Origin of the sequence: Actinokineospora inagensis DSM 44258 (assembly GCF_000482865.1) — a bacterium.
Taxonomy (GTDB): Bacteria; Actinomycetota; Actinomycetes; order Mycobacteriales; family Pseudonocardiaceae; genus Actinokineospora; species Actinokineospora inagensis.
The window spans coordinates 171,996-190,590 of the sequence record NZ_AXWW01000005.1 but is presented as its reverse complement, the minus strand read 5'-3'; the positions used below and the strand labels follow the sequence as shown (position 1 = coordinate 190,590).

At 71.3% G+C, this 18,595-nt stretch carries 13 protein-coding genes and 1 pseudogene; 3 read left to right on the top strand and 11 right to left on the bottom strand.

From position 1 onward, the window contains the following. Nucleotide 1 precedes the first annotated feature (1 nt). From H504_RS32675 to H504_RS32670, 4 genes are read right to left on the bottom strand one after another with little or no spacing between them, the layout of a single operon-like run. Entirely contained in the window at nucleotides 2-5,257 is a 5,256-nt protein-coding gene (locus tag H504_RS32675) for a type I polyketide synthase (RefSeq protein WP_051385356.1), read from the bottom strand. Further along, entirely contained in the window at nucleotides 5,254-6,216 is a 963-nt protein-coding gene (locus H504_RS40735; RefSeq protein ID WP_211239224.1) for an enediyne biosynthesis protein UnbU, read from the bottom strand. The genes H504_RS32675 and H504_RS40735 overlap by 4 nt, the downstream gene beginning before the upstream one ends. Beyond that, on the bottom strand, nucleotides 6,213-8,123 hold the full coding sequence (locus H504_RS0100925; protein WP_035302904.1) for an FG-GAP repeat domain-containing protein: 1,911 nt from the start codon (nucleotides 8,121-8,123) through the stop codon (nucleotides 6,213-6,215). Before H504_RS0100925 ends, H504_RS40735 begins: the two co-directional genes overlap by 4 nt. Before the next feature lie 38 nt (nucleotides 8,124-8,161). Further along, complete coding sequence (locus H504_RS32670) at nucleotides 8,162-9,154, bottom strand: DUF1702 family protein (RefSeq protein ID WP_051385355.1); 993 nt, start codon at nucleotides 9,152-9,154, stop codon at nucleotides 8,162-8,164. Between the two features lie 297 nt (nucleotides 9,155-9,451). Here H504_RS32670 and H504_RS0100915 point away from each other — a divergent pair, with 297 nt between their 5' ends. The 3 genes from H504_RS0100915 to H504_RS0100905 are packed head-to-tail and all read left to right on the top strand — an operon-like array spanning nucleotide 9,452 to nucleotide 13,041. Then, nucleotides 9,452-10,810, top strand: a complete 1,359-nt coding sequence (locus H504_RS0100915; protein WP_245614018.1) for an aminotransferase class V-fold PLP-dependent enzyme — start codon at nucleotides 9,452-9,454, stop codon at nucleotides 10,808-10,810. Then, nucleotides 10,810-11,940 carry a trans-sulfuration enzyme family protein gene (locus H504_RS0100910; protein ID WP_026421222.1) on the top strand — a complete coding sequence of 377 codons (1,131 nt, stop codon included), beginning with the start codon at nucleotides 10,810-10,812 and terminating at the stop codon, nucleotides 11,938-11,940. The genes H504_RS0100915 and H504_RS0100910 overlap by 1 nt, the downstream gene beginning before the upstream one ends. 39 nt (nucleotides 11,941-11,979) lie before the next feature. Beyond that, nucleotides 11,980-13,041: a uroporphyrinogen decarboxylase/cobalamine-independent methonine synthase family protein gene (locus H504_RS0100905; RefSeq protein WP_026421221.1), complete on the top strand. Its 1,062-nt coding sequence runs from the start codon at nucleotides 11,980-11,982 to the stop codon at nucleotides 13,039-13,041. Nucleotides 13,042-13,089: 48 nt separating this feature from the next. On the opposite strand, the gene H504_RS0100900 is transcribed toward H504_RS0100905, so the two are convergent. From H504_RS0100900 to H504_RS0100870, 7 genes and pseudogenes are all read right to left on the bottom strand, one after another. After that, nucleotides 13,090-13,644, bottom strand: a complete 555-nt coding sequence (locus H504_RS0100900) for a carboxymuconolactone decarboxylase family protein (RefSeq protein ID WP_026421220.1) — start codon at nucleotides 13,642-13,644, stop codon at nucleotides 13,090-13,092. A gap of 20 nt (nucleotides 13,645-13,664) precedes the next feature. Beyond that, nucleotides 13,665-13,940 (bottom strand): annotated as a pseudogene (locus tag H504_RS32665) (helix-turn-helix domain-containing protein); the annotation flags it as partial. A 204-nt stretch (nucleotides 13,941-14,144) separates the two neighbouring features. Further along, a complete protein-coding gene (locus H504_RS0100890) occupies nucleotides 14,145-15,440 on the bottom strand; it encodes a copper resistance CopC/CopD family protein (protein WP_026421219.1) in 1,296 nt (431 codons plus the stop codon). After that, nucleotides 15,437-15,952, bottom strand: a complete 516-nt coding sequence (locus H504_RS32660) for a hypothetical protein (RefSeq protein ID WP_051385353.1) — start codon at nucleotides 15,950-15,952, stop codon at nucleotides 15,437-15,439. Before H504_RS32660 ends, H504_RS0100890 begins: the two co-directional genes overlap by 4 nt. An 83-nt stretch (nucleotides 15,953-16,035) precedes the next feature. After that, the gene (locus H504_RS0100880) at nucleotides 16,036-16,896 is read right to left on the bottom strand and encodes an SDR family oxidoreductase (protein ID WP_084467260.1); all 861 of its coding nucleotides are present in this window, start codon (nucleotides 16,894-16,896) and stop codon (nucleotides 16,036-16,038) included. A gap of 39 nt (nucleotides 16,897-16,935) precedes the next feature. Beyond that, a complete protein-coding gene (locus H504_RS0100875) occupies nucleotides 16,936-17,376 on the bottom strand; it encodes an adenylyl-sulfate kinase (RefSeq protein WP_035302899.1) in 441 nt (146 codons plus the stop codon). Between the two features lie 93 nt (nucleotides 17,377-17,469). Further along, entirely contained in the window at nucleotides 17,470-18,306 is an 837-nt protein-coding gene (locus H504_RS0100870) for a class I SAM-dependent methyltransferase (protein WP_157440134.1), read from the bottom strand. Nucleotides 18,307-18,595: the final 289 nt, after the last annotated feature.

Genomic DNA, 18,595 nt, shown 5'->3' with positions numbered 1-18,595 from the left:
GTCACACCCCGACCACGGTGCTGAGGGGGCTACCGGCGAGCTGACATCCGATCTCCCGGGACTCCTCGACACCGAGCACGACCCCGCGCTTGTCGCGGGTGACCTCGGCGTATCCGGCTTTCACCAGCACGTCGCGGAGGAAGTCGGCCGAGTCGGTGGCCAGGTGGAGGTGGTTGCCCGCCTGCGTGGACCGCACGTCGAGCCGGTCGGCGAGCTCGGCCTCGATCATCCGGCGGCTCAGCAGCGGGCCGACGAGCGGCGCGGGCAGTGGTATCGCCCACGGTCTGGAGCCAACGGCGCGTAGCCGCAAGCTCGACCACTGCGCGACAGCCGTACCGTCCGGGGCTACCACGTCCACGTCAAAGACGTACTCGTCCACGGTGTGTGTGAGTTCCCGGGCGCGCACATATGCCGGACCACGGTGTTTCCGCCACACGGTCACGGACCCAGCCCCGGTCGGTAGGACAGACCGGTGCGGTAGGCACGCCAGCAACACGTGGATGCTCGCGTCAAGCAGACCGGGATCACCGAGCAAGAGGCGTTGGGCGTGGATGTTGGCGAACCAGTCTGTGTCCGCCGAGTCGATCCACGCGCCGACCTCGAACGCCGACAGGTAGTCATACCGGCGAAGGCGGGCGAAACGGCCGGTGTGGAAGAACAGCGGACCGTAGTAGGTATGCGTGCTGGCCGCTTCCGGTATCAGCCCGGGTGAGGTAAGAACCGGGGCGTGTCCGACAGGTCTGACGGTGGTGGTAATCCGGGCAAGTGAGAATCGGTCACTGTCGTCGGTGACCACGGCGTGCACGAGGTCGCCTTCCGCGAGCGTCGACACCCGCACCTTCCGCCCCTCAGGGGACCCTGTTATCGGCGCGGCCAGGTCCAGGTCGGTAAAGGCCCACGCGTCTCGATCGCCCGTGGTGGCCTGCACGGTCTGCGCGATCGCCTCCAACCCGACGACGGCGGGCAGCACCGGAACCCCATCGATCCGGTGTTCCACCAGGTAAGGGTCGTCTCGTGTCGTCAGACCCGTATCGGCGACCACCTCGACGCCCGGGGTCACCGTACGTGTCTCTTCCAGGAACCGCAGCAGCGGCACGTCCGGGCGCGACAAGGCCAACGTGTCCGTGTCCGGGAACCTCCCGCTGATCATGACCGTGGTCGGCGCACCGCCACGACTGAGCACATCCAGCAACGCCGCCGCGCCCGCGCCGGGCGTGATCGGGACAACACCGCGCGCGGCGAGCCCGTCGATCACGCCCATCCGCGCGCCCATCCCGACCCCGGACCACAGCGACCACTCGACGCAATGCACCCGGCAGCCCGGGTGCGCGGCGGCCCACTCGGCGGTCGCGTGCCGGAGCCAGTCGTTGGCGACGCAGTACTCCGCCTGCCCGGCCAGTCCGACCCGACCGATGATCGACCCGTAGGTCACCACCAGCCGCCACTCGTCCTCGGCGGCCTCGACCAGGTTGCGGAACCCGTCGACCTTCGGCCCGACCGCCCGCCGCAGCGTCGATCCATCCACAGTGGACAACAGTCGCGGCTCGTTCACGGCGGCACCGTGCAGCAACCCGCGCACCGGTCCCAGTGCCCGCGCGGCCGCGATGATCCCCTCGGCGGCGCCGGGGTCGGTGATGTCGGCGGAGTGGTACTGGGCGTCAACCCGTTGCCGGACTTCGGTGAGTCCATTCGCGACAACGGCGTCCGTGTCGGGACGGCGGCCGGTGAACAGCAGCACGCACCCGGTCCGCTCGGCCAGCGCGACCGCCGTGTACGCGGTGATGCCGGTGACCCCGCCGGTCACCACGCACACCTCGCCCGCCCCGATGGGGATTTCGCCCGCCGCATCCGGTTTGTCCAGCCTGGACTCCAGGTGCTCGATCGTCCCGTCGCGCAGCCACAGCTCCTGGTGCCCGCTGCCCGCGATCAACTCCGGGTCCAGTGTCGACGCGTGGACGGGAACCCGGATGACCGTGGTCGCCGCGTCCGGGAGCTCCACGTGGGCGCTGCGCGCGACGGCGGCCGCCGCCGGGTGTCCGTGGTGGACGATCAACACCACGCTCGGCTGCTGCTCGCCGATGTCCCGCAACACCCCGGCCACCTCGTCCGGCCCCGCGTCGTCGGGCAGGTACGCGGCGAACCCGGAGCGCGTTCCGGTCGATCCGAGCGACCTGAGCCAGTGCGGCTTGGGCGCGTGGATCGACCAGTGGACGCCGGTGGCCGGGCGGCGTGGGACCCCGGGGACCCAGTGGTGGGCGAAGGGCCGCACCCACTCCCGGACCCCGCGCACGCCGGTCTCGGTGTGCGCGTCGGCGGGCGCCAACTCGGTCAGGATCGCGGCCGCCTCGCCCACGGTGGCGTCGGCGAACGCCGGGAACGCCTGCGGTGTCTTGCGGCCGAGGTCGGCGGCGACCCTGGCGATCAGCGTGACGACCCGCAGCGAGCTCAGGTGCAGGTCCCGCGACAGCGAGGTCGACTCGGTGATGCCGGTCAGGTCGAGCTCGCACTCGGCGGCCAGCCTGGTCCGCAGGGCGAGCAGGGGATCGCACTCGTCACCGGTGACCGGCGTGGCCGTCGCGGGTGCGAAGTCGGCCTCGACCTCGACCTCGCAGGGGTTCCGCAGGAAGGACATCGGTGTGCCGAGCGGCAGGTGCCGGTCGTCGCGACCGGTGAACCACGGTGTCACCGACCCGGCTCCGGACGCGACCAGGGCGGCGGTGGCGACCGCGTGCGCCCGGCCGGACCCACCGCAGTCCAGCGACACGACCGGCGTGTTCGGGGCGCAATCGACCGTTGGCCCGTTCAGCGTCCGTCCCGGGCCGACCTCGACCAGCAATCCGACGCGGGCGGCCAGCTCGGTGACCGCCTCCCGGAACCGCACCGGCTCGGTCAACTGGTCTACCAGCACCTCGCCCAGGTCCACGCCGTCCAGCAGCGAGCCGGTCACCGTCGACACCACCGGCCGGATCGGACGCGCGAACGCCACGCCCGCGACCAGCTCCCGCATCGGCTCCCGCGCGGGCAGCATCGCCGGGCTGTGGAAACCGTGCGATACGGCCAAACCGGCCCCGGCGATCCCCGCGGCGGCCGCCCGGACCAGCACGACATCGATCTCCCCGCGCGGGCCCGCGATCGACGTCCGCCGGGGGCCGTTGTCGCAGGCCACCACCACCGAGGTCCCGGCAAGCAACGACCCCAGCTCGGCGGCGCAGGCGTCCAGGCTCGCCATCGCCGTCCCAGCGAGCCCGTGCTCGGCCATCAACCGGCCACGAGCGGCCGCAAGGTCGAGCGCTGTGTCCGCGTTCAACGCTCCCGCCCACACGAGTGCCGTGATCTCGCCGAGACTGTGCCCGACCGCACCCACCGCCTCGCAGCCCAGGGCGCCCAGCCAGGCCAATCCGGCCAGGGACTGGCGCAGGATGGCCGGTTGCGCCGCCGCCGTGTCGGTGTCGCCGACCCGCACGGTGGCGGGCAGCGCCGGGACGTCGAACCGGTCGGCCCACGGCGGCAGGTCGGGGCGCACCGGCGCCGCCTGACCGGGGAAGATCAACCCGATGGACGGCGCCGCGCCCCGGGCCAGCACGAACCCGGCCGTCGTGGCCACGGTCAACGCGCCGTCCCAGTCGGCCAACCTGGCCGCCGCCGCGACCGCCGCCGCCGCCAACTCCGCCGGTCGGGACGCCACCAGCGCGCACCGCACGTCCGCGTCCCGCTCACCCTGGCTGGACGCGGCCACATCGTGCAGCTCCGCGTCGCTGAGCGCGGCGAACCACCCGGCCCGCTCCGCCAACAGCGCTCGCAACGCCTCGGGGTTGTTCGCGCCGACCAGCACGATGTCGTACCGGGGCGGCGCGACCACCGGGGCCACCACATCGGTGGACGTCCGCGTGCCGCCGACCAGGATGTGCGAGTTGATCCCGCCGAACCCCAGCGCCGACACCGACGCCAGCCTGCCGGGGCTCTCCCACGGCTCCGGCGCATCGAGGGTCCGCAACGGCGTTCCCGGCGACAGCAGCAGCGGGTGCGGGTCGACGCACCCGGTTGTCGGCGGCAGCACGCCCGCGCGCACCGCCAGCACGGCCTTGATCAACCCGGCCACCCCGGCCGCCGCCTTGGTGTGCCCGATGTTCGCCTTGACCGACCCGAGCGCGGCCCGGCGGCTCCCCGTGCCGCGCAGCCCGCTCAACGCCGTCAACTCGGCGAGGTCGCCGACCGCCGTCCCGGTGCCGTGCCCCTCCACCAGGTCCACAGTGGACGGATCGATGCCCGCCATCCGGTACGCGTGGTCCATCGCCCGCCGCTGCCCGGACACCGACGGGCGGGTCAGCCCGCCCGCGCCGTCCGCCGAGATCCCCCAACCCAGCAGCTCCGCGTACACCGGCAGCCCGCGCCGCGCCGCCTCGTCCGCCGTGGTCAGCAGCAGCACACCGCAGCCCTCACCGGGCAGGAACCCGGTCGGCGCGGCGTCGTACACCCGCATCTCGTCCACGCCGAGCACCCCGACCCGGGCGAACCCCACCAACTCCAACGGGTCGATGCTCAGATCGACCCCGCCCGCCAGCGCGAACCGCAGCTCACCGGCGGCGACCGCGCGGGCGGCCTGGATGACCGCGAGCAGGCTCGACGAGCAGGCGCCATCCACTGTGTAGCCGCCGCCGCGCAGGTCGAAGTGGTTGCCCACCCGGCCCGCGATCGTGTTGGCCAGCGCCCCGGCCAGGGTCTCGTCGGTCGGCTCCGGGAACCGGCCCTTGACCTCGGCCTCCAGCTCGGCGAGCACCACCGCGGCCACGTCGTCGTCGACCGCGCCGCGGCCGAGCGCCACCCGGGCGGCCCGAGCCAGGAACGGCCACCGGGTGCGGATCTGCGCGGCCCGGCTGAACTCACCGGCCAGCGAGTTGCCCAGCACCACGCCGACCTCGTCGCGCGGCAGCGTGTCGCCGTCCGGCACGCCCGCGTCGGCCAGCGCCTCGGCGGCGGTCTGCAACGCCAGCCAGTGCGTGTGGTCGACCGCGCGGTGCACCCCGACCGGCACCCGGAACGCCGACCGGTCGAACTCCCAGTCCCGCAGCACCCCGGCGTGGGTGACGTAGGTGCGGTCGGGGTCGTCGCGCTCGCCGAGGTAAGCGGCCGAGAGCCGCAGCGGCGGAATCCGCCGGAACGCCCGCCTGCCGGTCAGCACCGCCTGCCACAGGTCGTCCGGGTGGTGCGCGTCGGGGTAGTGGCAGGCCAGCCCGACGATCACCACACCGGGCGTCACGCCGGCACCCGACCCCGGGTGCGGGCCACCAGCAGCACACCGGCGCGCAGCAGGCAGGTGATCACCAGCGCGAAGAACAGGCCGAACACGATGCCCAGCGACACGAGGACCCCGTAGAGCACGGCCGTGGTGAGGCCGAAGACGACCTGACCGCGCCGCGACGACGGCGTCGACCCCGGGTCGGTGATCATGTAGTTGGTGAACAGGATGAACGCCACCCCGGTCATCGGCAGCAGCGCGGCGGCCAGCGCCTGGTCCAGCACCAGCCACCTGGCCAGCGCCTGCAACGCGAACCCGCCGCCCCACGCCAGGATCAGCGGGATCTTCTTGGTCAACCCGGCGTTGAGCATGGTGCCCGCCACCAGGATGCCGACCGGGATCGCCCACGACAGCGCGCCGTGCAGCCAGTTCGTGAAGTGGTACGGCGGGGAGATGCCGACCCAGGGGAACAGCACCAACGTCACCGCGATACCGGTGTTCGACGGGTTGAGCATGTGCCGCACCCGGCCCTTGACCCGCATCCGGAAGACGTACTTGCTGGCGTTGCTCACCACGACCGCGAACAGGTACGGCCACAGCGACGAGTTGGCGTAGAGCAGCATCCCGCAGGCCAGGGCGCCGATGTGGGCGGGCAGCAGGAACACCGCCACCGACTTCGCGCCGCCCGCGTAGTCCGGCGCGCGGTCGTGCGTCCAGGCGTCCACGGTCTCGAACAGCAGCGCGCTGGCGTAGCCGACGAGCAGGCAGACGATGGGGGTGATCGGGGCCTGCTCGAAGCCGAACCACAGGTGCCCGAGGATGTTGAACGCGGTGATCGACATCGCGAACCGCTGCAGCGCCAGCACCCGCGGGTCGCGTTGGCGCGGTTCGACCGCCTGGGTGGGCACCGGGACCGGCGTGCTGTCGACCCGGGGGGTGGGCAGCGCCGTTCCGGTGGACTTGCTGATCTCGGTCGTCATCGGGTGACCACCTCTCCGTTGGGGCGCAACACGATCCGGTGGTGACCGGGGCTCAGCACGACCGGCGCCCGGTGGCTGCCCGCCGCGTCGTGCCAGGTCACCGTGGCGGTCACCGAACCGGACCGCGGCAGCGCCAGGTGGGCCTCCGCGCCCGAGGCGCCCGCGTGCCCGTTGGCCGGGTAGAGCTGGGTCTTCTGCGCCGCGATCCCGGGCACGGCGGGCACCTCGACCTGCGCGCCGATCGCGGGCCGGTCGACGCCGGCGGCACCGGGCTGCAGCAGGGCGAGGTCGGCGGCGGGCGGGGCGCCGGTCGCGGTGTTGAGCAGCAGCGTCGAATCGGCCCACTGGTTGGCGACAACCATGTCGAGCAGGCCGTCGCCGTTCACGTCGCCCAGGGCGAAACCGCGGGACGGGGCGGCCTGGGCCATGCCGAGCTTCGCGGCCAGGTCGACGTAGCGGCTGTCCGGACCGTCCACCCAGAACTTGTTCGCGTCCCGTGCGCCGGACAGGTCGTCGCCGGGGCCGAAGTTCGGCCAGGAACCCGGGTACTTCAACAGTTCCGCGTTGCCCATGGCCAACTCCTGCAGCAGCGCCCACCGGTCGCGGTGGCCGAGGACGAACCCGGTCGCCTGGGTCAGCTCGTCGACGCCGCTGTTGTCGAAGTCGCCCGCCTTGATGTCCCACGACCAGCCGCTGCGCGCGACCCCCTGCCGCTGGCTCTGCTCGTCGTACGGGGCCACACCCGCGCGCAGGTCGTCGACCGTGCCGTCCGGGACGAACAGCATGTTGCTTTCCTGCAGGGCGAAGTCGTCGGTGATGTTGCTGACCGCGATGTCCGGAAGACCCGACCCGGTCGGGTAGGTGAAGGTGACGCCCATGCCCTTGAACGAGTCGCGCCCGAGCACCTCCGACTTGGGTGTGACCATGTCGCGCGTGCCCTTGGCGACGGTGAAGGACACCCGGCCCGGCCGGGACTTGTTGACCAGCAGCACATCCGGGCCGAAGTCGTTGGCGAGGTAGACCGACGGCAGCCCGTCGCCGGTCAGGTCCTGCAGCCCGATCGCCAGCACCCAACCGCGCAGCCCCTCGGCCGGGATGTCGGCGCTGACGTCGGTGAGTTCCGGTTTCGCGCCCGCCACCCCGCTCGGCCTGGACAGGAACACCCGGCTCGGCCCGGCGTTCCCGGCGTCGCCCATGCCGTCCTGCATCCGCATCCGCTCATCGCCCGCGGCCCGCGGGTCCAGGACCTTGGCGCCGTCCGGGAAGTAGTTGCCGACCACGATGTCGAGGTGGCCGTCGCCGTCGAGGTCGCCGACGTTGAGCGCGGTCGTGTTCCACACCGCCATCGGCTCCACCAGCTCGGTGGCCCGGAACACGGCGGCCGAGGGCCGCGTGCCCGCCTTGGCCTGGTTGAGGAACAGCACGGGGGATCGTCCCCAGTAGTAGACGATGATGTCCGTGGCGCCGTCCTCGTTGATGTCGGCGGGCACGCAGCCCATCGGCGCCATCGTCGAGTCGTAGCGGAGGCCGTCGGGGCGCAGCGGGAAGGCCGGGTACTGCTCGCCCCCGGCTTCCGGAACGGGTTTGACCGTCACCGAGTCGTCGCGCGGGTCGACCAGGCACAGGTCCGCCGGGCGACCCAGGCCGCGCAGGTCGGTCAGCGCGACGGCCGCGCCGACCGCGGAGATCCACGACTGGATGCCGACCAGGCCGGGTTCGACCTGGCGGACGAACCGGGCGTTCGCGGGTACCGAGTTCACCGGGACCTGGCGGAACCCGAACCGGCTCGCCATCTTGTCCTGCTCGGCCTGGCTGGTCTGCGGCAACGCGGTGACCACACCAACGGCCACGCAGAGCGCGACCGCGAAGACGGCGCTCAGCGAGCGCCGAAGAGATCCGGACGTCATGGACGACCTCTCGGGAGAACTGTGGCGAGCCAAGGGGTTCAGCGTTGACCGGCGAGCACGCGCACGCGCTGCTTCCAGGTCAGGTATGCCGCGATGTCGGTGCGGTCGGCCAGCTCGGCCGCGGCCCGGTCCGCCCACCCGGTGGCGGTGTCCGGGGTGGTGCCCGCGATCCGGTCGCAGGCCAGCCGGGTGTGCTCCGGGACGATCCCGGAGCGGGCGCGGGCGGTCGCGGCGAACACGACGCCCTGGACCAAGTGGCCCACGTGTTCACGGGCGTGCGACCGCAAGGTGTCCAGGTCGGTCGCGGGTACACCGCCCGCGTACGCGGTGGCCAGGCCGACCCCACTCCATAACCCCGGCCGCGCGGTCGCCGGGACCTCGTCGATGGTGGTGCGGATGTCGTCCGGGTCGCCCGCCGTCACGAACCACAGCGCCCGCCCCGCCCCGCCCAGCCGGGCGATCCGACGCGGGTCGGTGCCCGCCCGCTCGGCCCGGCGGCGCAACACCCGCCTGCCGCCGAAGAACACCTCGGCGAACCCCGCACCGTCCAACGCCAACCAGCGCAACAGCGGCGTACCGGTCAACCGGACCGGGAACGGCAGCCGGGTCACCGCCAGCGCCCAGCCCGCGCCGACCTCGATCAGGTGCGGGTAGTCCTGTCCGGACTCTTCCAGCAGCCGCGCGACCGCGCGCGACCGGCCGCCGGTGAACGCGTCCCGCTGCCCCGCGTACATTCCCGCACCTTCGTGCGCGAAGCCGCGTTCCTCGGCGGCCAACCGCTCGACCGCGGCCCGCACCCGCGGCCAGTGCGCGGCCGCCAGGTTGTAGCCGGTGAGGAACGACCGGGCGTGCCGCTCCAGGTGCGCTCGGACATCCGGGCGGTCCAGCCGGAACCCGCGCCTGCCGAAGTCGGCCAGGCCCATCGGCAGTCGCGGCGCGACCCGGCGGGCCGGGCTCGGGTTCCCGTCCGCCGCGGCGTCGCCCGCGCGCTGGACGCGGGGCGGATCGACCGAACCGTGGTGTGCGCTCATGGTGTTCTCATCTCGGAGGCGGAGAACAAACTTAGAGAATAGATAGCGATCCGCGCTCGATCTTGCCTCCGGGTTGCCGTCCTGTGTCAAGGGAGCGACCGCGCTGTTCCCCCGTTTGTAGCATGTTTGGCGCGGTGTCGAATTGCGCGGGCCGGTGCCGGGTGCCGGCTAGGTCGCTTCTGAGTTCGGTGGTAAGCTCCCGGACGGCGACCTGCCTGGTCGTCGTCTCCTTCTGTGCGCAGCGGGCTGGTGGGCAAGGGACCGGTCCGGTGGCCCCGGCCTGCCCGGGGACCGTCGATGGAATCGGGAGCACGCATGGTCGACCTGGTGGACATGACTTCCGCGCGGCGAAATCGGTCGAGCCGGGCGGAATCGTCTCCGGTGAGATCGGCGACCGGTGAATCGGCGCTCGGCGAAACCGTTCGCGCCGATTTCCCGATCCTGGCCCGGCGGTTCGGCGGACAACCATTGGTGTACCTGGACAACGCCGCCACCGCGCAGAAGCCGCAGCGGGTGCTCGACGCCATCGTCGACCACTACGCCGCCGCCAACTCCAACGTGGGCCGTGGCTACTACCGGCTCAGCCACCTGGCCACCGACGTCTACGAGCAGGCTCGGGAGACCGTGCGGCGCGCGATCGGCGCCGAGCACCCCGACGAAGTGGTGTTCGTGCCGGGCACGACGGCCGCGGTGAACCTGCTCGCGGACACCCTCGGCCGCGACCTGGTCGGCGGGGGCGACCAGGTCGCGGTCACGGGCATGGAGCACAACTCCAACCTGCTGCCGTGGCGCCGGTTGTGCGAGTCCGTCGGGGCGGAACTGGTCGTGGTTCCCGCTGATGAGCGCGGCCGGGTGTCGGCCGAGGACTTCGCCGCCGCGCTGGGGCCGCGGGTGAAGTTGGCCGCGATCACCCACGTGTCCAACGTGCTGGGCACGGTGAACCCGGTCCGGGACATGATCGCGCACGCGCACCGCCACGACGTCCCGGTGGTCGTCGACGGCGCACAGGCCGTGCCGCACCGGCCGGTCGACGTGCGGGACCTGGACGCCGACTTCTACGTGTTCTCCGGCCACAAGGTGTACGGCCCGATGGGCATCGGCGTCCTCTACGGCCGCCGCGACCTCCTGCACCGCCTGGAGCCGTACCAGGTGGGCGGTGGGACGGTGAAGGGCGTCAGCACCACCGAACCGGTCCGCTACGTGCCCGCCCCCGCCAGACTGGAAGCGGGCACCCCGCACATCGCGGGAGCGGTCGGGCTGGCCGCGGCGTTCGACTACCTCGACGAGCTCGGTTGGGACACGATCCGCGAGCACGACGAGACGCTGGTGCTGGCTGCGGTCGACGCGGTCGGCGCGGTGCCCGGGGTGCGGGTCGTCGGCGATCCGGCGGCGGATCCGAACGGCATCGTGTCCATCGTGGTCGACGGCATCCACCCGTACGACGTCGGCGGTCACCTGGACGCGCACGGTATCGCGGTGCGCAGTGGAGTGCACTGCGCCAACACGTTCGTCGACACCTTCGGCGTCGTGGGCACGGTCCGGTTGTCCTTCGGGATCTACAACACCCTGGCCGAGGTCGAACTGGTGCGCGACGCCCTGCGCACGGTCACACCGGGCACCTGGACCACCGAACACCCGACCGAGCGATTCCTCTGATGCGGTTCGACACCAAGCTGGTCCACAGTGGACAAGAAACGGTCGGGCCGTACGGCGACCTGGTCCCGCCGATCCACGTCGCGGCCACCTACGACCGGTTCGCCCAAGACCCGCCCCGGTACTTCTACGCGCGCGGCGAGAACCCGACCGTGGAGGCGTTGGAGACCTGCCTGGCCGACCTGGAGGACGCCGGGCACTGCGCGGTGTTCTCCTCCGGTCAGGCCGCGGCCACCACGGTGCTGTCGTTGCTGTCACCCGGGCAGCGGCTGCTCTGCTGCGACGACGTCTACGGCGGCACCCACGCCCTGATCACCGGGCTGCGGCGGTACGGCATCCAGGTCGACCAGGTGGACCTGTCCACTCCGGACCGAATCCGGGCCGCGCTCGCCCAGGACACCGCGCTGGTCTGGCTGGAGACACCGACCAACCCGCTGCTCAAGGTCATCGACATCGCCGAGGTCGCCCGGTGCGCACACGAGCGCGGGGCGGTGGTGGTCGTGGACAACACCTTCGCCAGCCCGGCCCTGCAGCGGCCGCTGCGCTGGGGCGCGGACGTCACCCTCTACAGCACGACCAAGTTCGTCGCAGGTCATTCCGACGTGCTCGGCGGCGCGCTGGTCTGCGACGATCCCGCGCTGCACCGGGCTTTCACCGCCCACCGGACGGTGGCGGGCACCATCCCCAGCGGGCTCGACTGCTTCCTGGTGCACCGAGGCGTGAAGACCCTGTCCGTCCGGGTGGAGCGGCAGGTGCGCACCGCCGGAAGGCTGGTCGACCTGCTCTCGCACACACCCGGCGTGACTTCCGTGTTGTACCCGGGGCTCGCGGATCACCCCGGCCACGAGGTCGCCGCGCGCCAGTTGAGCTCCTTCGGGGCGATCATCGGGTTCCGCTACGCCGGTGACGTCGAGAAGCTGCTGGCCTCGACCTCGCTGTTCGCCTGCGCCGTCAGCCTGGGCGGTGTCCGATCGCTCATCGAGTCGCCCGCGTTGATGACCCACCGCCCGGTCCCCGCCGCCGTACGCGCGGCCGCCGGGATCACCGACGACCTGGTCCGGCTGTCCGTCGGCATCGAGGACCCCGACGACCTCACCGAAGACCTCAGCACGGCCCTGGCCAACGGGCTCTGACTGACACCCCTGACCGAAATCACCCGGAGGACATCGCACATGCCCATCTTGACCGAGCCGATCGGCAGCATCCCGCGTTCACCGGAGCTGCAGGCCGCGCTCGCCCAGCACGCGGCCGGGCAGCTCGGCGACGACGCGCTCGCCGCGGCGGTCGAGGCCGCCGTCGCCGATACGGTCGCGCGGCTGGAGGCCACCGGCTCCCCGGTCATCACCGACGGCGAGCAGGCCAAGCCCAGCTTCGTCGGCTACCCGCTGCTGGGTCTCGACCTGGCCCCGGACGGCGCCGTCATCCCGTTCGCCGACGGCCACACCCGGACGCTGCCCCGCCTGGTCTCCGGGCCGTTCCAGTACGGCGCGCACGTCGGCGCCTACCTGAGCTCGGCGAAGAAGCACGCCACGGTCCCGGTCAAGCAGGCGGTGATCGCCCCGTCCGCGCTGAGCCTGATCTACCCCGCCGACGGCATCGACGGCTACCCGCGCGAGCAGTTCCTGGCGGACCTGGTCGACGCCGCCGAACGCGACATCCGCTCCGCGTTGGACGCGGGCGCCGACTCGGTCCAGCTCGACTTCACCGAGGGCAGGCTCTCGCTCAAGCTCGACCCGTCCGGCGGCGTGCTGGACTCCTTCATCGAGCTGAACAACCAGGTCCTCAACCGGTTCACCGCCGAGGAACGCGCCCGCATCGGCGTGCACACCTGCCCCGGTGGCGACCAGGACTCCGCGCACAGCCTGGACGTGGACTACGCGGGTCTGCTGCCGAAGTTGTTCCAGCTCAACGTTGGCCGCGTCTACATGCAACTCGCCAGCGAGCCGGACCCGGAGCGGGTGCTGACCGTGGTGGCCGAACACCGGCAGCCCGAGCAGACCGTGTTCGTCGGCGTGATCGACCCGATCGACCCGCGGGTGGAGACGGCGGAGGAGGTCCGCGACCGGGTACTCGCCGCCGCCCGGCACATCCCGGTGGACCACCTGGGCACCTGCGACGACTGCGGGTTCTCCCCGTTCGCCGACGACACGTCGACCTCGCGGGAGGTGGCGTTCGCCAAGGTCGCCGCCCGGGTCGAGGGCACCCGCCTCGCCTCCGAGGCCCTCGGCGCCTGACCGGCTACCGGCTCGGGGGCGGTGCCGCTCACCGCCCCCGGGGCCCGGTTAGCTCGCCGCCGGGGTGGGTGCCGCGAGGCCGAGCGTGCTGACCAGGCGGTTGATGAAGGCGAACAGGGCGGCGCAGAACACCGCCTCCAGGACCTGCTCCTCGGTCCAGTGCGCCGTGGCCGCCACCCACTCGGCGTCCACATCAGACACTCCTTCGGTGACCTTGGCGGTCAACCGCAGCAGGGCCGACTCGGCCGCGTCGATCGGGAGGTCGTCGATCCCGGCGGCGGTGGTGAGCGCGTCGGCGAGCGACTCCGGGCCGCCGAACTGGCGGAGGAACCAGTTGTGCGTGGTGGCGCAGTAGCCGCAGTCGTTGAGCCGGGACGTCCAGGCGGCCACGAGTTCCTTGGTGGCGCGGGGGAGCGCGCTGTCGGTGAACATGCCGGTGTAGCCGCTGACCACGACCTCCAGCAGGTTCGGCGAGGTCGACACGAGCCGGAAGATGTCCGGCACGAACGGCAGGCCGGTCGCGGCGCGGATCCTCGCGTAGAGCTGCGCGGTCGCCCCGGTGGCGTCGGTCTCGGCGACCAGCGGCACGCGGATCTCGGTCATCGGTCGCTCCCTCGGGCGGTTTTGCGGTACTGGGTGGGGGAAACCCCGACACAGGTCTTGAAGCGGGCGCTGAACGTGCCCGGACTGCGGTAGCCGACCCGGGCGCTGATGTCGGTCACCTTGAGCGTGGTGGTGGCCAGCAGCCGCTTGGCCTCGTCGAGCCGCAGACCGGACAGGAACCGGGCGGGCGAGACCCCGGTGTGCCGCTGGAAGACCCGGCTGAAGTGGAACTTGCTGAACAGCGCGACCCGGGCCATGTCGTCGATGGTGATCGGCTCCTCCAGCTTCCCGCGCATGTCCTCGATGGCGCGCTGCACCGCGCGCGCCGCGAACTCGTCCACCTTCGCCCCTTGCGAGAATTCCCTGTGCTCCCAGGGTAATCGGCCAACCACCACCTTCGAAGTTAGCACCGGCGGCGGCCGGGTGCGTTCGCCCTGAAAGGTGAATCTGGCACGGCGTTGCGGTGGTTACTGCTGATTGCCACTGGTTGTCGCTGATTGTCAGTGCGGCGGCCCCGTGGTGACGAGCACGGCGGCGACCGCGAGCACCGCGGCGGCGAGGGCGACCTCGATGACGAGGACCCGCCGCAGAGTCCCGATCTCCGTCTCGACCAGGGTTGTCCCGCTGGGAGCCGTGGCGTTGCGGCGAACGGCGAGCCTGCACTGGTCGGCCAGCACGAGCAGCAGACCGAACCCGATGACCTTTCCCAGCAGCAACAAGCCATACGTGCTGTCGACCAGAGCCGACACCGAACCCAGGTACGCCACCGACATCAACGCCCCGCTGAGCACGACGACGGCGACCGAGATCTTTGCGATGGGGGAGAACCGCGCCATGGCCGGACCCAGGTCTTTACCTTGGCGCGCACACAGCGCGAGCTGGACGACCCCACCCAGCCACACCGCGATGCCCGCGTAGTGCGCGAGATCGGCCAGCAGCGACAGGAACATCACCTGGGTGGAGATCGCGTGCCCGGCGGCGGCGGAGCTGAGCAGCACCAGGAACCCGGACACCATCGCGATGTTCTCGAACCGGCCCCGGTTGCGCGCTCCGTCGGACAGCCTGCGGGCGGCGATGAACAGCGCCAGTGCCGCGACGGTCCGCACGACGAGCAACTTCCCGTACGCGGCGGCCAAGGTCGTCGCCACCAGGTCCGGGGCGAACACCCGGGAGAGCCCAGCGCCTGCGACGTAGGCGCCTTCGAGGCCCAGCGACAAGATCGCGCTGCCGCCGATCAGCACGCAGCCACCGAGGACGAGCCTGCGGGCCACGGGGCCGTGAGTCGGTCTGCAGTAGAGGAGGAAGACCAGGCCACCGGCCAGCACGACACCGGCGTACCCCAGCCACCGCACCGCCCTGGTCGCCACGTCGACGGTCGGGTCGGTGCTGTCGGCGGCCGAGATGGCCCCGCTGGCGTTGATCAGCGGACCGGTGCCGACGACGAACCCGAACCCGCCGCGCACGGGATGTGAGTCTTCGGAGATGAAGGCGTACTGCACCAGGTAGGTGCCGTCGGGGAGGCCGGGTTTGACCCGGATGGCGACTTCCTCCGCGTCGTCGCCCGGTTGGAACACCGGACCGGTGCTGACCGTTGCGCCGCGCACGTCCACGACCTTGAGCGAGTTGGCCTGGATGCCGATGTTCTCCGACAACCGGACGCTGACCAGGCCGGGTGCGCTGGTCAACCGGGTGCCCTCGGCGGGGGTGGAGCCCAGGATCGCGACGTGCGCGACTGCGGGCGGGGCGGCCAGGACCGCCCAGCAGGCGAGCACGGAGAGGATCCCGGCCAGCCTCATGCCGGGACCGGTGACCGGTGCGCGCGCTGGTGGAGCGCCACGGCGACGATCATCGGGATGGTCACGATGGTGTTGTAGAACAGGTGCAGCTCGACCCGGGGGACCAGCAACTGCACGATGCTGGTCGGCACCGGCGAGCCCGCGAACCGCCAGCCGGTCTGCGCCTGCGCGAACAGCAGCAGGTGCTCGAAGTGGTGCCAGAACTGGATGGCCAGCGCCAGGTTCCACCACTGCCGCGCCCGGCCGCTGAACCCCTTGCGCAGCAGGAACAGGCCGATCAGCATGACCAGGGCGTAGCCGTAGTGCAGCCACTCGAACTTGATCAGTTCCGGGAACGGGATGCCGAGCAGGCCGCGCGCGTCGGCGCTCGCCCAGCCCAGCGCGTAGATCTGGATCGCCTGGGCGATGTGCTCGGCCCAGTGCGCCAGCACGACGACCATGAAGACCACCAGCCAGGTCTGGTGTGGACGTTCAGTGGCCCTGGCCGCCACCCGGTTCACCGCGATGCTCATGACCACCCCAATCGCTCGCCATCGTTTCGACGATAACGGCGGTCGGGGTGGCCGGGCTTATTCCATCGTGCTCGTTCGCGGCCTCAGGCCAGCAGGTGCGCGTAGCTGTCCGGGTTGGTTCGGAGGAATTCCGCGACGCTCTGCGCCGGGTGTCCGGTCAGCCGCGGCACGGTGTCCGAGACGACGCCCAGTTCCCCGGCGGCGATCGCGGTGTACGAGGTCACCCACCCGGCGACCTCGAACTCGGGTGCGCCGTAGTGGGCGCGGGACTCGTAAGCCTCGGCCTCGGTCTCCGCGTGGTACGTGATCTCCCGACCGGTGACCTCGCTGAGCAACCGCGCGGCCTCCGCCACCGTGATCGCCTCGGGCCCGGTCACGTCGAGCACCTGCCCGTCGAACGCGTTGTCCCGCAACACCCGCGCCGCCACCTCCGCGATGTCGTCCAGCGAGACCGCGCTGACCGCACCGTCGCCTGCCGGGCCGCGCAGCACGCCGTCCTGACCGGTCATCGCCGGGAAGCCGGAGTTGTACATGCTGTCCCGCAACGCGACGAACGGGACACCGGTGGACCGGAGGTACTGCTCGGTGTGCCAGTGGTCCCGTCCAAAGGTGAACGTGCACTCCGGCGCCGCCCCCAGGAACGACAGGTACACGATCCGCGACACGCCTGCCGCGATGGCCGCGTCGATGGCGGTTGTGTGTTCCTGCACGCGGTTGGCGGATTCGCGCGCCGACACCAGCAACAGCGTGTCCGCGCCCGTCAGGGCGGACTGCACCCCGGCCTTGTCCGAGTAGTCCGCGCCCCGCACCTTGGTGGCGTTGGGCAGGTCCGGGAGCTTGCCCGGGTCGCGCGCCACCAGGAGTTGGGTGACGCCCTCGTCGGCCAGCAGCCGGGCGACCCTGCCGCCGACATTGCCCGTGGCCCCGGTGACGGCGATGCTCATCAGACCTCCCAGCCCGTAGATGCCGACAAGCGTAGACGCTCACCGTCCCAGGTCGGCCAGCACCCGCGCCAACACCACCCCGGCCGCGACCCCGACTTCACCCGACGTGATGACCACATCCGCCTGCACGGGCGGTTCGTAGCCATCTTCCGCCTCCCGCTGTAGACCTTTGGCGTTGTCCACGAACACCTCGACGAACGGCACCCCGGCCGCCTGGTGGCGAACCCGAACCACCTCCCGTTCCGCCCGCCGTGGACTGCCCACCGCCACCACCGCGACCACCCCGGCGCCCGCGAAGAGGCACGCGACCTCACCCGCCCGCCGCACGTCCTCCGTGTCCGGGTCGGCGCTCAGACCGCACCGCAGCACGTCCCGGTCCACGACCGCCGCCATCACACCGGCGTCGAACAGTTGCCGCCGCACCTCCCGGGCCAACTCCACGGTGCCCGCGCCGCCTCGCCCGGTGATCCAGATCGTCATCTCCCGATCATGACCCGCGCTCACGGTGTGTCGCTTGATGCCCACGGTGGGTGCGAGCGAAGTTCACCCGGCTCGTCCCGGCCACCCATCGGGTCAACGGCGGGCGTGCACGAGGTAAGAGAGCCGCACGGGTCGCAACGCATCGGTTCGCTCCCATAGGTGGGGTTCGAGACAATCCCGGTGAGCGATGGCGGTGACATCCGCGAAACCGTTCCTGCGAAACAGTTCCACGGCGTTGTCGGTGGACAGGAAGGTGCGCCAAGGTTCCCCTTCGTGCGCCGCGACCTCGCCGACCACACGTGCGTAAAGACTCCCGATTTCGTCTCTATCTCGTTCGGGCAAAAGAAACTCCGTGACGACTTCGGAGCCCGGCGCAAGCCTTGCCAGATCAGCGACCATGGCTTCAACAGTGGTGGGTGCGAGGTACGTGCTCACCCCGAGACAACCGACCACAGCGGGCGCGGCGGGCAAGAAACCCGCTGTGGCGAGGTGATCGAGGACATCACCAGTGCCGAGGTCGAACGGGACGTAGGTGACGGCGGGGGAGAGGTTTTCGTCGGTCAGCCGCTCGCGCTTCCACGACTGGGTGGCGGGGTGGTCGACCTCGAAGACGCGCAGGGTTGCCGGGGCGCGCAGGGAGAACGTGTCCAGGCCCGCGCCGAGGAGAACGTACTGGTCGACACCGGCACCATGGGCGGCCGCGACGACGGACTCGGTGTAGCGGGACCGGCTCAGCACCTCGGCGCGGGCAGCCGCCAGGATCGGGTTGTCGCCGTGTTCCCGGTGGTACGACAACAGTTCGGCCGCCTGGTCACCGAGCAACCGCACCGCGTGGGCGTCGACGAACACCACGGGCGGCTGGTCCACAACGAGGTGCGCGGCCCGCGCGGCGGCCGCCGTCAACGCGGTTCTACTGGGGGACGAAGTCACCCCGGAACGGTACCTGCAATTGCATGCATCATATCATGTTCAGGGAAATTTCGGAAGAGCGCAACGGTCACGAATGCGGTGGACAATTGCCGCCCACAAGGCGGCCCTTTCACGGCGAATATTACCTGACCGAAAACCGCTGATCGTGAATTCGGGTAGCCGAACCGGGTGATCTTCATGGTATAAAAAGCTGCCCGGGGATTTGCGACAATCGGGTACCGTGCGGAATTAGGGGCGTGTATATGAAAAGTGCCTTACGGCGAACCCTCGCCATTGCGGGGGTTCTCGT

Coding starts and splice junctions, on each gene's coding strand:
- H504_RS0100875 (WP_035302899.1), bottom strand. CDS start 17,376: ATGACGATCTGGATCACCGGGCGAGGCGGCGCGGGCACCGTGGAGTTG.
- H504_RS40735 (WP_211239224.1), bottom strand. CDS start 6,216: ATGACGACCGAGATCAGCAAGTCCACCGGAACGGCGCTGCCCACCCCC.
- H504_RS0100880 (WP_084467260.1), bottom strand. CDS start 16,896: ATGAGCATCGCCGTCACCGGGGCCACGGGCAATGTCGGCGGCAGGGTC.
- H504_RS0100910 (WP_026421222.1), top strand. CDS start 10,810: ATGCGGTTCGACACCAAGCTGGTCCACAGTGGACAAGAAACGGTCGGG.
- H504_RS32670 (WP_051385355.1), bottom strand. CDS start 9,154: ATGAGCGCACACCACGGTTCGGTCGATCCGCCCCGCGTCCAGCGCGCG.
- H504_RS0100905 (WP_026421221.1), top strand. CDS start 11,980: ATGCCCATCTTGACCGAGCCGATCGGCAGCATCCCGCGTTCACCGGAG.
- H504_RS0100925 (WP_035302904.1), bottom strand. CDS start 8,123: ATGACGTCCGGATCTCTTCGGCGCTCGCTGAGCGCCGTCTTCGCGGTC.
- H504_RS0100900 (WP_026421220.1), bottom strand. CDS start 13,644: ATGACCGAGATCCGCGTGCCGCTGGTCGCCGAGACCGACGCCACCGGG.
- H504_RS32660 (WP_051385353.1), bottom strand. CDS start 15,952: ATGAGCATCGCGGTGAACCGGGTGGCGGCCAGGGCCACTGAACGTCCA.
- H504_RS0100890 (WP_026421219.1), bottom strand. CDS start 15,440: ATGAGGCTGGCCGGGATCCTCTCCGTGCTCGCCTGCTGGGCGGTCCTG.
- H504_RS0100915 (WP_245614018.1), top strand. CDS start 9,452: ATGGAATCGGGAGCACGCATGGTCGACCTGGTGGACATGACTTCCGCG.